The organism is Chryseobacterium sp. (assembly GCF_008014695.1).
GTDB lineage: Bacteria > Bacteroidota > Bacteroidia > Flavobacteriales > Weeksellaceae > Kaistella.
In genome coordinates, this window is record NZ_VOXE01000002.1 from 462,909 (window position 1) to 475,894 (window position 12,986).

Sequence of the window (12,986 nt, forward strand, 5' to 3'; positions counted from 1 at the left end):
AAATGTATCCTGAAAACAAAAAGCGCAGATTTTGCTCATGAAATTTTAAAAAACAATAGAAAGAAACAGAATTAAGGATCTCAGTTAAAAACTTTTAAACCGCTCAAAAGTTGCTATTTCCAACATTTCACGGTCATCGGGATGAGAAATATTGATGAGCGCTTTGGCTCTCTGTTTTAAACTTTTTCCGTAAAGATAGGCAGTCCCGAATTCGGTGACTACATAATGAATGTGGCCTCTTGTAGTTACCACTCCGGCGCCTTGTTTCAGAAAAGGCACGATTCTCGGTACCCCTTTTTTGGTGCGTGAAGAAACAGCAATAATGGGTTTTCCTCCTTCGGAAAGAGCTGCGCCACGCATGAAGTCCATTTGTCCGCCAATTCCGCTGAACTGAAAAGTTCCGATGGAATCTGCGCAAACCTGGCCTGTCAAATCAATTTCGATAGCGGAATTGATCGCGACCATTTTTTTGTTTTTCATGATATTGATGGGATAATTCACATGCTCCACATCCATGAACGAAAATGCCGGATTGTCATCAATATAATCATATAATTTGCGGGTACCGAACGCAAAACTGGTGATTGTTCTGTTCGAGTGGGTTCCTTTGAATTTATTATTGATGACATCACTCGCTACCAAATCTACAATGCCGTCACTGATCATTTCGGTGTGAACACCCAGATCTTTATGGTTACTAAGACATTTCAAAACCGCATCCGGAATGGTTCCGATACCCATCTGCAAAGTAGACCTGTCATCAATAAGTTCGGCCACGTTTTTCCCGATCAAGAGTTCTTCTTCGCCTACTTTTGACCCGTAATCTATTGTCAACAGTTCCTCATCATGCCAAACCATTTTGTGGATTTTTGAAAAATGAATCATCCCGTCACCGTGGGTTCGCGGCATTCTGGGATTCACCTGCGCAATAATGATTTTGGCAGTATCAACAGCACTTCTGGCGACATCTACAGAAGTTCCCAATGTGCAGTACCCGTGAATATCGGGAGGAGACACCGTTACCATCGCGACATCGATCGGTAGAATTCCTTTTTTAAAGAGGGTAGGGATTTCGCTTAAAAATACAGGCACAAAATCTCCGCGTTCCGAATTTACTGCGTCGCGCACCGGTGTGGAGACAAATAACGAATTGATATAAAAGCTTTCTTTATACTGCGATTTCGCAATTTCCACATTTCCCTGCTGTGTAATGGAAACGAATTCAACGCCGGTCAGTCGGGAAGACTGTCTGGCGAGTTCGTCGATGAGAAGATTTGGTGTACAGGCGCTTCCGTGAGAAAAAATACGGTCACCGCTTTTAATGAGCGATACTGCTTCTTCAGGACTTACATATAAACTCATTTTTATAATTTTAGTTTTGTTATGGTTAGAATCGAACTCAAATTTACTCCATTTTAACCGGAAAGGAAATGAGCAAAATCAGTTTACCCTAAATAATTACAGAAAAATTTTGGCTGAGAATAAAAAAAGTTTTTACTTTGTAATTCAAAGTTCTTTTAATTATTAAGTAACTTAAAAAATGAATACAATGACAACACAAGATCAAAGAAGCGTGGCAATTTTCTTGGCGGCAGCTGTTTTACTAAGCATTCCGTTAATCGCAATGCAGTTTACAGAAGAAGTCGATTGGACGGCTTCAGACTTTCTAATTGGTGCAGTACTGCTTTTCGGTACTGCAGGCGTAATTGATGTGGTTTTAAGAAAAGTAAAATCTGCCAGAAACAGGTTAATTCTAAGTGTTCTGATTTTAGGAATTCTGTTTTTGGTTTGGGCAGAACTGGCGGTAGGAATTTTCGGAACACCGTTTGCGGGAAATTAATACATCAAATTTGAAAACGAAAAAGCTAACCTTGGGTTAGCTTTTATTTTATGTCGCTTATTCCTGAGAGCGGTCTTCCAGATGATTATCTTCGGTGTCAAGCCAGGAAGTTTTGTAAGTAGGGTCTTCAACCTTCATCGCTTCCTCGGTTAATTTCAAGGGTCTGAAAGGATCAACCATCACGGCGTATTCTTCAGTGAATTTTTTGCCGATGCTCCTTTCCATTGCTCCCGGATGTGGTCCGTGAACCACGCCACCCGGATGGAGCGTAAAATCCATCAGATCGATATGGTTTCTGCTCATGAAATCACCCTCCGTATAAAATAAAACCTCGTCTGAATCAATATTGGAATGGTTATAAGGCGCCGGAATTGAGAGCGGATGATAATCGTACATTCTCGCTACAAAAGAGCAGACCACAAAATTGTGTGCCTCGAAAGTCTGATGAATAGGTGGCGGAAGATGAACGCGGCCCGTAATCGGTTCAAAATTCTTGATATTGAATTTAAATGGATAGAAAAATCCGTCCCAACCCACAACATCAAAAGGATGGGTCGCGTATACGAAATCCCAGATCTGATCTTCTTTTTTCACTTTAATGAGAAATTCCCCTTTTTCATTTTTCGGTTCCACAAAAACGGGCATCACAATATCGCGTTCGCAGAACGGCGAGTGTTCAAGCAGCTGTCCGAATTCGTTCCGATAGCGTTTCGGGGTGTAAATCGGGGAGTGGCTTTCAACCACCAGAAAAACATTGTTTTCGGTATGGAATTCCATCTGGTAAATCGTTCCTCGCGGAATGATGAGGTAATCCCCGACCGAAAATTCAAGATTTCCGACAAATGTTTTCAGCGTTCCGGTGCCTTCATGAACGAAAAGCATTTCGTCGCATTCGGCGTTTTTATAGAAATATTCTGTGGATTTGCGCGGTTTTGCGAGTCCCATTTTCAGGTCGTTGTTCAGCATAAGGATTTTCCGGCTGTCAAGAAAATCGTCTTCAGCGGTCACATTCATGCCTTTGAACATTCTTGGCGTTACATTTTTGCCCACTGCGATTTTGGGCGTTACATCTTTTGGCTCGCTGATGGATTTAATCTGAGTTGGCCGGTGAATATGATATAATAGCGAGGAAATTCCGTGGAAACCTTCGGTACCGAAAAGCTGTTCGTAATAAAACTTATCATCTTCGGATTTGAAAATGGTGTGCCTTTTCTGCGGAATCTTTCCGGATTGGTGGTATCTCATTTTTTACTTTTTGTTGTACGTAAATTTAATGAAATTTTCAGACTTAGAAAAAAGCTGATGAAAGGTTTAAAAAAATAAAGGAGTCTCTACGAAATTCATCACCGGTTCATAAAATTCCTCTTCCATCACCCCGAACTGCTGACAGAGAAGTTTGATGCCGTTGATGTTTTCAATTAAATTTTCATTGGCGGAAAGGAGTGGAAGGGCACCCAAATCCGTATTCAAAACAAAAGACTGACTGTTTTTTTGAAATTTGGCTCTGGAAAAGGGAAGCTTGCGGAAGAAATTTTCTGCATTTTCCACCTGATTTTCAGAAGTTTCAGGATAAATCAGCACACCACCAGGTATAATATTCTTTAAAAGCGGTGAAAGATCATGATCACCAAAATCTTCTGTCATCAAAACAATATTGGGCCGGAAATCCGCTGCTTTGAGAAGGTCGGAGGTTTCCAAAAGCACGAAATCATTTCCCAAGGTTTCGTTTATTCCATTCTGAAGAAAAAAATCGGTATTTTTTCCATGAAAATCCAGCACCTGAAGCACGAGTTGGGCAACTGCAGGATTGGAAGCGTAAATCAGGACTCGGGTTTTGTTTTGGGAGTAGTCAGCAATTTCCGAAATTAAGTTCATACTGAATATTTATTTTTCGGAAGAATCATTAATCTTATTGTCGATAAGACGGCAAAATACTCCTGTGATATTTTCCCATTTTTTTCTGTCTTTTTCAAGGATAAAAGAGGCATCGGTCTTGAGTCCGGAATTGTCCCCTTTTTTCACATTAATCGTGGTGGAAATATTGTCGTACACTTTTTTGTAATCCTCGCCAATTTTCCTGAAGCTGTTTGCTGAAAGCACGTTCTGGATCTCTTCCAGTTCTTCAGCCGAAATTTTGAAATCTTTTTTGATTTTTTTGTTCTGCCCTTCAAAGGAATAATGCGCATAGGTCCCTTTGATCAGAAGATTTTCATAAATAGGAGCAAAACCGCCACTGCGGGAGTAACTGATGTCGAAATCGGTATATTTTTTCTGGGAACTGCAACCGGTTAAGATGATGGCTGCAATAACAAAAAACAAATTCTTCACTTTTTATCGTTTTTAAATTTTCACTTCGTTTTTCTGGGCTTTTCTTTCCTCGTCATATTCATGTAAAACGTTAAAATCCTCGGTTTGTTCTATGGCAACCATTATTTTTGTTAAAATCGTCTGGGAATCGTCGTGATCATAATCAATATCCAGCGGTTTTTTGAATTCCATTGTGGGTTTAACGCCCGTAACTTTAACTCTCAGTCCTTTTTTGTCGAAAGCCCTACGGAAACCGTTAATTTTAATTGGAATTACGATGGGTCTCTGGTTTTTTATGAGTTTTGCGGTGCCTTTTCTGCCCTGTGCGAAGGCTGAAGTTGTTCCCTGCGGAAAAGTAATGACCCAGCCGTTGTCGAGTGCTTTCATGATATTTTCCACTTCTGAAAGATCTACCATTCTGTTCACATTTGAACCTTCTGCACGCCAGGTTCTTTTTACTGTAACTGCTCCCGCAAGTTTAAAGATTTTGGTCATAAATCCTTTATTCATGGTTTCTTCTGCCGCTACATAATAAAAATCAACTTTAGGATTCAGCAGGTAGACCGGATTTTTTATCGAATTCAGGTAACCGTTGTTCACTGCACAAAATGCGTGATACATCGCGGCTACATCCGCAAAATAGGTTTGGTGGTTGGAGACAAAAAGCACGTTGGAATCGGGCAGGTCAACAAGATTTTCCGTTCCTGAAATTTTCAGCTTGTTGAACCCGTTGAATCTTCGGTACGAAATCATTCCCAGCGTAAAAATAATCAGCCTTTTCAGGAAATAAAGGTTGCCGAATGCATCGGTAAAAATGTTTTTCTTCGCCATTTTTCAATTAAACATAATCTGCAAATTTACAAATTTTTAAGCAACTGGCTGAACTCGCTTAAAATCATGGAAGTGGCGCCCCAAATCAGATATCCGTTGAAGTTGATGACCGGCACTTCCACGCCGCGTGAGCTTGGCAAAACCATCATTTCGGGCTGTTCCGTAAGTTTCAGCAAAGAAGAAACCGGAAATTCAATGAGTTCCACGGCTTCGGTTTCCTGAAGGAAAAAATCGGGATTTTTTTTGGTGTAGGAAATGAAAGGGCGGACATAAAAATTACTCGGCGGGATATAAATGGGCGACATTTCGCGGATCATTCTGATATAAGGTTCCTCGATCCCCATTTCTTCCGAAGTTTCACGCTTTGCGGTGTCTGCAAAAGTGCTGTCGGATTCTTCTTTTTTTCCGCCCGGAAGTGAAATCTGTCCGCTGTGGCGGTCGCGTTCGTTGGTGCTTCTCACGATGAGCGGAAAATACCATTCGCTGTGCTTCAGATAAAGTACAATATTTACGGCCGCAAATTTCGGATCTCTGGTTAAAATCTCCTCGTAGGAATAAAGCGGGCGGTAAGGTGGCGAAAAAATGCAGTGTGCATCTTCGCCCTGAAGCTCGGCTTCCTGTATTTTTTTAAGTAAATCTTTTCCGAAAATTCCCATAGCACAAATTTAAGAAAAGGTTTATGGAAAGTGTTTTAAAGAAAGTTAAAATTTCAGATCTATACAGGGCCTGAAAATTTTGCACTGGCTTGAGAACGAAAAAAAACTCCCGAATATTTGGGAGCTTGTTATGGTTGTACTCAAATTAATATTACCTGATTTTCTTGATGCTTTTGAATATGGACTGCTCTTCGCATTTTTCGAAATTGATTTCCCATTTCGGATGATCTTTCGGATAGCTTAAAATATAGTCGGGGCAGGGTTTATTCTGCGCATGGCTTTTTTCGAAATTGATTTTGCCCAGAGTAATAATGCTGTCTTTTAAGAACTTTTCATTGATACGGTTGATCGCCATCTCCTTTTTGAAATTTTCAGAATACTGGAAATCTTTCGACAAAGTTTCCGCGATCACCCTTGAATTCGGTAAATAACCGCTGCAGCTCGCTCCTTTTTTGTTCAGAATAAAAAAAACAAGAAGCAAACCGGGAACAAGCCCGATGAGAAAAAACTTAAACTTTCTCATTTAAAATATTAAAAGGTTGATGTCGTGATAAGTAAGGTTGAATCGGTCGCAGATGAGTTTCTTGGTATGGCGGCCTTTATACATATAAAGCGTCTGTTTCATTTCGTTTTTACGGACCAGCATGTTGTCGAAACCGCCTTCTTCGTCGTAGTTTAACAGGTAACTTAGGAAGAAATTGGAAATCGCTTTGGTAGTCGTGCGCGGCATTTTTGAGGTTAAATTCGGCAGACCACAATGAATAACACCGTGTTTAATCACATAAGGATTTTCCATATCAGTGAGTTCGGAAGTCTCAATAACTTTTCCGTTATCAATGGTGACATCTATAATCACGCTGCCTTTTTTCATTTTCGATACCATTTCTTCCGTAACAATAGGAGTCAGGCTTATTTTTGAAAGTGCCCCAATCACGACATCGGCTCTTTTTAAACTTTTTGAAAGTTCTTTCGGATCAATAATCGAAGTAGGCACTCTGCCGTCCACCATCATGTGCAGCCTGCGCAGTTTTGAAAGTGAATTGTCGAAAACCTTTACACTTGCGCCTAAACCCAAGGCTGCTTTTGTCGCAAATTCACCTACAATTCCGGCTCCCAAAACCACTACTTCAGTTGGTCTTACTCCAGTTATTCCGCCCAGCATCAGTCCGTTGGAAAGCGCCAGAAGTTCTGCTGCATAAAGGATCGAGATGTTTCCGGCAATCTCGCCGATAAGTCTTACGAGCGAAAGCTGTTTGTATTCATCAACAATAAATTCGAAAGCAATGGCGTTGATCTTTTTTTCGGAAAGTTTTTTGAAATATTCCTGATCACGCAAATTGATCTGCAATGCTGAAATCAGATACGTACATGGTTTTAAAAATTCAATTTCGTCGGTAGTCGGTGGATTTACTTTTAAGACCAAATCCTGCTGAAATGCTTCTTTCGGGTCATCGGTAATTTTTGCTCCCGATTCCGAATACTGCAGATCGGTAAAAAACGATCCTTCTCCCGCGCCCGATTCCACAATAATCTGATGTCCGTTGGCGACCAGAACCTGTACCGCGTCGGGTGTAAGGCAGGTTCTTCTTTCGTTGAGGCAGGTTTCCTTAGGAACACCAATACTGAACTGTTTTCCTTTTCTGATCACTTCCAGTTTTTCTTCCTGCGGCATTAATTCCTGTTCCGAAAACGGTGTAAAAATATTTGTACTACTCATTATTCATAATGGATATCCCGATATTTACCGGCGGATAATTGTAAATCGATTTAAGGGTACAAAGATACAATCATTAAATTAAAAAATTAAAAATTTACCTGAAATTAACCAGTCTCACCTCGCCGTCGTTTTCGATTCTGATTTCGTGATGCGGCACCCCTTCCAACTCCTCTTCGTAAATTTCCGGCCATTCGATGATGCAGAGAAAAGCATTGTCTAGATATTCTTCCATGCCGATATCATACACTTCGCCAATATTTTTCATCCGGTACAGGTCAAAGTGGAAAATATTTCCCTTCGGAGTATGGTATTCGTTAACAATGGCGTAAGTAGGAGAGGAAACTTCATCTGTGCTTCCCATCGATCTAAGAAAAAACTGTGTAAAAGTGGTTTTTCCAGCTCCCAGATTGCCCTTCAGCAGAAGAATAGGGTGGTGAAGTTTTGGCATGATTTCATCAACCACATTCTGCCAGTCTTCTATTTTATTGAGCGTGAACTGCATAGTGTTTCAAATATCCGGCAAAAATAAAGAAATTTTGGGAGGCGCGAGCGAAGCGAGCGCCGAAAAGTAATTTTGTAAATCTGAATTTAAAAAAAACTTATTTCCTATTTTTACGCCATGATTTCTAAAGCCACCATCGATAAAATTTTTTCCACCATCCGTGTTGAGGAAATCATCGGTGAATATGTGCAACTGAAAAGAGCAGGTTCCAATTTTAAAGGCTTGAGTCCTTTTCATGAGGAAAAAACGGCAAGTTTTGTGGTCTCGCCGAGCAAACAGATCTGGAAAGATTTTTCTTCCGGAAAGGGTGGTACCGCCATTTCTTTCCTCATGGAAATTGAGAATTTCACTTATCCTGAAGCGCTTCGCCATGCCGCAAAAAAATACGGAATCGAGATCGAAGAAGACAAACGGGAACTCACAGAAGAGGAAAAACAGTCACAGACCGACAAAGAAATCCTTTTTAAAATCCACGAAATTGCCAACGATTTTTTCCAGCACCAGCTTTTTGAAACCGAAGAAGGAAGGGCAATCGGTTATTCGTATTTTAAGGAAAGGGAACTTCGCGACGATATCATCAAAAAATTCCACCTCGGTTATTCTCCCGAACACCGGAATGCTTTTACCGAATTCGCTTTGGAAAAGGGCTATTCAAAAGAAATTCTTGAAAAATCAGGACTCTCCATCTTTCCGGAAAATGCCCCAAACGGAATTGACCGTTTCCGCGAAAGGGTAATTTTTCCCATTCACAGTTTTTCCGGACGTGTTTTGGGCTTTGGCGCCAGAATTCTCAATAACAACATCAAGACCGCGAAATATCTCAACTCCCCGGAAACCGAGATTTATCACAAATCCAATGTTCTTTACGGATTAAACCAAAGCAAACAGGCGATTTCCAGAAACAATCTCTGCCTGCTGGTGGAAGGGTATATGGATGTGATCGCACTTCACCAGAACGGCATTGAAAATGTCGTTTCGAGTTCCGGAACGGCTTTAACAGTGGAGCAGATCAAGCTTATCAAAAGGCTGACGGAAAATGTAACGATTCTTTTTGATGGTGATGCTGCGGGTATTAAAGCCAGTTTCAGAAGCATTGATATGCTGCTTTCCGATTCGATGAACATCAGAGTTCTTCTTTTTCCTGATGGTGAAGATCCCGATTCCTTTTCCAGAAAACACCCGCAGGAATATGTGGAAAATTTCATCAAGAATGAGGCGAAGGATTTTATCGATTTCAAGTCTGAAATTCTACTGAAGGAAGCCGGAACCGACCCGATAAAAAAGGCGGAAGCCATCCGCGATATTGTGAAGTCGGTTGCCTTTGTACAGAATGCACTGAAGCAGGAAGTTTATTTAAAGGAAGTTTCAAACAAGTTTGGGCTTTCGGAACAGTCACTTTTTAATGAACTGAATCTTCAGAAGCAGCTTCAGAAACAGCAGGTTTCGCCTCAACAAAGGCAGGAAAAGCAGATTCAGCCTAAAATTGAGAAAGTAACCGAAGTTTTTGAAACCGTCAGCCCACTTTTTGTTTTGGAAGAGAAACTGGTGGAGCTTATGCTGAAATACGGAGACCAGATCCTGAACCGCACCGACGAAGATAACAACGAATACCAGATTACGGTTATTGAAGAAATCATCGGCCATCTTGAGGAGGATCAGTGTGAAATCCAGTCGCCACTAAACCAAAAAATTATTAATGAAATAAAGGAGGGAATTAATCAACAGGAACTCCGCGCAGGAAATTTTTTCCTGACTTTTATGGACGAGGAGATTTCACTTAAAGTTGCGGATTCTTTTGTTAACCCTTATGAAACCAGCAATTGGGAAAAGCATCAGATCTTTTTCAGCAAGGAGGAAGAACTGGTCCCGAAAATTGTAGAGGATGTGCTTTTCCGTCACAAAAGGGAATATGTCGTGAAACTCATCAACGACATGAAAGCGCAGCTTTCTGCAGAAGCCGATAACGATGATACCTACCGGAAAATCATTATGCTCATGCAGCTGAAAAATACAATCGACGAAAAATTATTCAGGATTTTGTGACAATTTGTCTAAATTTGAATTGGGAACGAATTTTGACTTTCCTGAACAATAAAAAATAAAAATACCTCATAATGGATATTAAAAAAGATTTCAGGGATTTCTCTGTAAAACACTTAGGAAACAGCGGATTGGCAACAGACCAGTATATGGGAATGTACGGTCCTACCAATTTAACTCCTTATATCATGGAAGAACGCCGCTTAAATGTGGCACAAATGGACGTTTTTTCGCGTCTGATGATGGACCGGATCATCTTCCTGGGAACAGGAATCGACGATCAGGTGGCGAATATTGTAACAGCGCAGCTGCTTTTTCTGGAAAGTTCAGATGCGTCGAAAGACATTCAGATCTACATCAATTCTCCGGGCGGAAGCGTTTACGCAGGTTTGGGAATTTATGATACCATGCAGATCATCAAACCGGATGTAGCGACAATATGTACAGGAATGGCCGCTTCAATGGGGGCAGTTTTACTTGTTGCGGGTGAAAAAGGAAAGCGTTCGGCACTTAAACATTCAAGAGTGATGATTCATCAGCCTTCAGGCGGTTCACAGGGTGTTGCTTCCGACATGGAAATCAACCTCAGAGAAATGCTGAAACTGAAAAAAGAACTTTACGATATTATTGCCAACCACTCCGGACAGACTTATGAATGGGTGGAAAAGGCATCAGACCGGGATTACTGGATGACATCTACCGAAGCGAAAGAATTCGGGATGGTGGATGAAGTTTTGGAAAGAAAAACCGACAAATAAAATTTTAGGTTAACTGAAGAACGCGCCAATTTTGGCGCGTTCTTTTTTTATGGATATACAGAATTTAATTCTGATCGAATCCTTCAATAATTTTTGCAAAATCATCGATTTTCAAGGCAGCGCCACCAATCAACCCACCGTCGATGTCCGGCTGAGAGAAGATTTCTTTTGCATTGTCGGGTTTTACAGAACCGCCGTATAAGATCGAAATTTCGTCAGCCACTTCTTTTCCGTATTTGTCTGCAATTAAGTTTCTGATGTGCGCATGAATTTCCTGAGCCTGTGCCGGAGAGGCCGTTTCACCGGTTCCAATCGCCCAAACCGGTTCATAAGCGATGACGACTTTTTTGATTTCTTCTGCCGAAAGCGTGAAAAGTGCCACTTCAGTCTGATTTTTTACCACTTCCAGATGTTGTCCGGATTTTCGCTGTTCCAGTGTCTCACCGTTGCAGTAGATTGGAATTAAGCCTTTGTCTAAAGCCAGTTTCACTTTTTTGTTGCAGTGCACATCGGTTTCACCGTGATACTGTCTTCTTTCTGAATGACCGATAATTGCGCCGGTTGCGTCGATGGATTCAAGCATATCTGCGGAAATTTCACCTGTATAGGCACCGCTTTCATATTCGCTCATGTCCTGTGCAAAAACACCGATTTCATCATGCTCATATAAATCTTTCGCCATCATCAGGTAAAGTGAAGGCGGGGCAATCCACACTTCGCAGTTCGCAGTATGACTTTTTTTATATTCAAGTAACTGAAACATCAGCTGCTGTGCTTCAATCACATTTTTGTTCATTTTCCAGTTCCCGGCGACAATGTTTTTTCTCATGTTGTACTCATTAATTTTTGGTTATGACTGCTTCGGCGAGTGATTGCTGTGGTTCCAAAGGTTTTTCAAAAGTTCGTAAAAGTGATGCTCACTTTCAGTTACTTCATTATCCGCTTTAATCAGTGATTTTGCAAACTTAATGAAGTCGGTTCTTTCCTGTTCGATGGAATCATCGAAGAAACATCTTGCATGAAACTCAAAATGGTCTTTCCACTGTTCCGGCTGTAAGGTTGCAATCACATCAAGCTCATTGTCGAGGTTGATTTTAAAAGGGAATTCTTCCGCAAGATATTCCTGGACTTTCAGCCCCTCTGCAGGGGCAAATTCGCCGTCAACAGACGACAGGATCATTAATAGATGATATCCTGCAATTGATTTATTTGATTTTTGCATATATATATTTTTGTAAAGTTTATTATAGTTTCAGATAATCTTCCGCTGATATTTTATCGGTAATTTTTCCGTTTTCCATCATCAGTACAAATGGATTGCTTCTGGCGATGGTTTTAATCGCAGTGCCGTCCATCGTGGCATTTCTGATGGTTTTGAAAGTATTTGGATTGGTTGAAATTCCCAAAACAAATGCTCCTTTCTGGGATCTTAGTTTGGCTTCTGTCCTTGCTATTATCCCACTGTCAGCATTAATCGGATCGTAACTGAAAAGCAGCAGCGCTTTTGGCGCTTTCAGGATTTCTTCAGTCAGATCAGTTCCGTCCGCACTTTCCGGTTTGAATTTGGCGATTTCTGACGCGTAGCCCTGCTTAACAATTTTTGATTCATTTTTATCACTCTCAATCTTCCACGGCGAGCCTTCTTCCCAGTATTTTTTTTCATTGACATAATCGTCCTGATTCACGACCAGTATTTCGCCGGTTTTTTCGTTTTTTAAGGAGTAATATGTCTTGTATTCCGAAGGATTTTGAGCGATTTTCACTTTTTCTGCATTCAGATCGGTGCCGATTTTATAATCCCGGAAATCAATCAAAGGCTCGTGCAGAATTCCGCGGAGTATAATCAGTCCCATTATCACCACAAATACTGTTAATGCAATATACTTCGACTGTTTTTTCTGCTGCAACAACTGGAATTTATCACGGTACAGAAACCACAGGACCAGCAAGCCGGCAAGAAGTATCATGTCTTTAGCGAAACTTTGCCAAGGCGTGAATTTTACGGCATCGCCGAAACACCCGCAGTCGGTAACAACGTTAAAATAAGCGGAGTAAAAGGTGAGAAAACCGAAGAATACGCATAAAGCAATAAGCGCTGTAAGTGCAAATTTTAACCGGATTTTCAGCAGCAGCATAAATCCGAGGAGCAGTTCCAGTGCTACCACAAAAATGGAAACCGGAAGTGCTGCTTTTTCAAGAAACGGCATATTGAAAACCGCAGGTGAAAAATATTCTTCGAGTTTGAATGAAAATCCAACCGCATCTACTGCTTTCACAAAACCAGATGCAATAAAAATAAGCGCGATGATGATCCGTAAGATAGATTTGAGCATAA

15 protein-coding genes are annotated in these 12,986 nt (G+C 40.9%); 3 read left to right on the plus strand and 12 right to left on the minus strand.

All coding sequences use genetic code 11. The features are described 5' to 3' along the window. Window positions 1–84: 84 nt before the first annotated feature. Entirely contained in the window at window positions 85–1,362 is a 1,278-nt protein-coding gene (locus FUA25_RS06615) for an acetyl-CoA hydrolase/transferase family protein (RefSeq protein WP_147756113.1), read from the minus strand. Between the two features lie 187 nt (window positions 1,363–1,549). On the opposite strand from FUA25_RS06615, the gene FUA25_RS06620 reads away from it, so the two are divergent. After that, window positions 1,550–1,840, plus strand: a complete 291-nt coding sequence (locus tag FUA25_RS06620) for a hypothetical protein (protein ID WP_147756114.1) — start codon at window positions 1,550–1,552, stop codon at window positions 1,838–1,840. Between the two features lie 57 nt (window positions 1,841–1,897). On the opposite strand, the gene FUA25_RS06625 is transcribed toward FUA25_RS06620, so the two are convergent. The 8 genes from FUA25_RS06625 to tsaE all read right to left on the minus strand — a co-directional run bounded on the left by FUA25_RS06625 (window position 1,898) and on the right by tsaE (window position 7,853). Then, window positions 1,898–3,085, minus strand: coding sequence for a homogentisate 1,2-dioxygenase (locus tag FUA25_RS06625; protein ID WP_147756115.1), 1,188 nt, complete (start codon window positions 3,083–3,085; stop codon window positions 1,898–1,900). Between the two features lie 66 nt (window positions 3,086–3,151). Beyond that, a complete protein-coding gene (locus FUA25_RS06630; protein ID WP_147756116.1) occupies window positions 3,152–3,715 on the minus strand; it encodes a hypothetical protein in 564 nt (187 codons plus the stop codon). A 9-nt stretch (window positions 3,716–3,724) separates the two neighbouring features. Further along, complete coding sequence (locus tag FUA25_RS06635; protein WP_147756117.1) at window positions 3,725–4,168, minus strand: hypothetical protein; 444 nt, start codon at window positions 4,166–4,168, stop codon at window positions 3,725–3,727. Between the two features lie 12 nt (window positions 4,169–4,180). After that, window positions 4,181–4,978: a lysophospholipid acyltransferase family protein gene (locus tag FUA25_RS06640; RefSeq protein ID WP_147756118.1), complete on the minus strand. Its 798-nt coding sequence runs from the start codon at window positions 4,976–4,978 to the stop codon at window positions 4,181–4,183. 26 nt (window positions 4,979–5,004) lie between these two features. After that, window positions 5,005–5,634, minus strand: coding sequence for an NUDIX hydrolase (locus tag FUA25_RS06645; RefSeq protein ID WP_147756119.1), 630 nt, complete (start codon window positions 5,632–5,634; stop codon window positions 5,005–5,007). A gap of 151 nt (window positions 5,635–5,785) precedes the next feature. Beyond that, window positions 5,786–6,157 (minus strand): hypothetical protein, encoded by a 372-nt coding sequence (locus FUA25_RS06650; RefSeq protein WP_147756120.1) that lies wholly within the window; start codon window positions 6,155–6,157, stop codon window positions 5,786–5,788. Next, window positions 6,158–7,351, minus strand: coding sequence for an alanine dehydrogenase (locus tag FUA25_RS06655; RefSeq protein ID WP_147756121.1), 1,194 nt, complete (start codon window positions 7,349–7,351; stop codon window positions 6,158–6,160). Window positions 7,352–7,445: 94 nt separating this feature from the next. Next, window positions 7,446–7,853, minus strand: a complete 408-nt coding sequence (gene tsaE / locus FUA25_RS06660) for a tRNA (adenosine(37)-N6)-threonylcarbamoyltransferase complex ATPase subunit type 1 TsaE (RefSeq protein ID WP_147756122.1) — start codon at window positions 7,851–7,853, stop codon at window positions 7,446–7,448. Window positions 7,854–7,970: 117 nt separating this feature from the next. On the opposite strand from tsaE, the gene dnaG reads away from it, so the two are divergent. Continuing rightward, on the plus strand, window positions 7,971–9,896 hold the full coding sequence (gene dnaG / locus FUA25_RS06665) for a DNA primase (protein ID WP_147756123.1): 1,926 nt from the start codon (window positions 7,971–7,973) through the stop codon (window positions 9,894–9,896). A 71-nt stretch (window positions 9,897–9,967) separates the two neighbouring features. Continuing rightward, window positions 9,968–10,651: an ATP-dependent Clp endopeptidase proteolytic subunit ClpP gene (gene clpP / locus FUA25_RS06670; RefSeq protein ID WP_147756124.1), complete on the plus strand. Its 684-nt coding sequence runs from the start codon at window positions 9,968–9,970 to the stop codon at window positions 10,649–10,651. Window positions 10,652–10,715: 64 nt separating this feature from the next. Here clpP and tpiA read toward each other — a convergent pair whose 3' ends face one another. The 3 genes from tpiA to FUA25_RS06685 are packed head-to-tail and all read right to left on the minus strand — an operon-like array spanning window position 10,716 to window position 12,984. Then, window positions 10,716–11,480, minus strand: a complete 765-nt coding sequence (gene tpiA / locus FUA25_RS06675; protein WP_147756125.1) for a triose-phosphate isomerase — start codon at window positions 11,478–11,480, stop codon at window positions 10,716–10,718. 21 nt (window positions 11,481–11,501) lie between these two features. Beyond that, complete coding sequence (locus FUA25_RS06680) at window positions 11,502–11,873, minus strand: TerB family tellurite resistance protein (protein ID WP_147756126.1); 372 nt, start codon at window positions 11,871–11,873, stop codon at window positions 11,502–11,504. 22 nt (window positions 11,874–11,895) lie between these two features. Continuing rightward, on the minus strand, window positions 11,896–12,984 hold the full coding sequence (locus FUA25_RS06685; RefSeq protein ID WP_147756127.1) for a BT_3928 family protein: 1,089 nt from the start codon (window positions 12,982–12,984) through the stop codon (window positions 11,896–11,898). Window positions 12,985–12,986 lie beyond the last annotated feature (2 nt).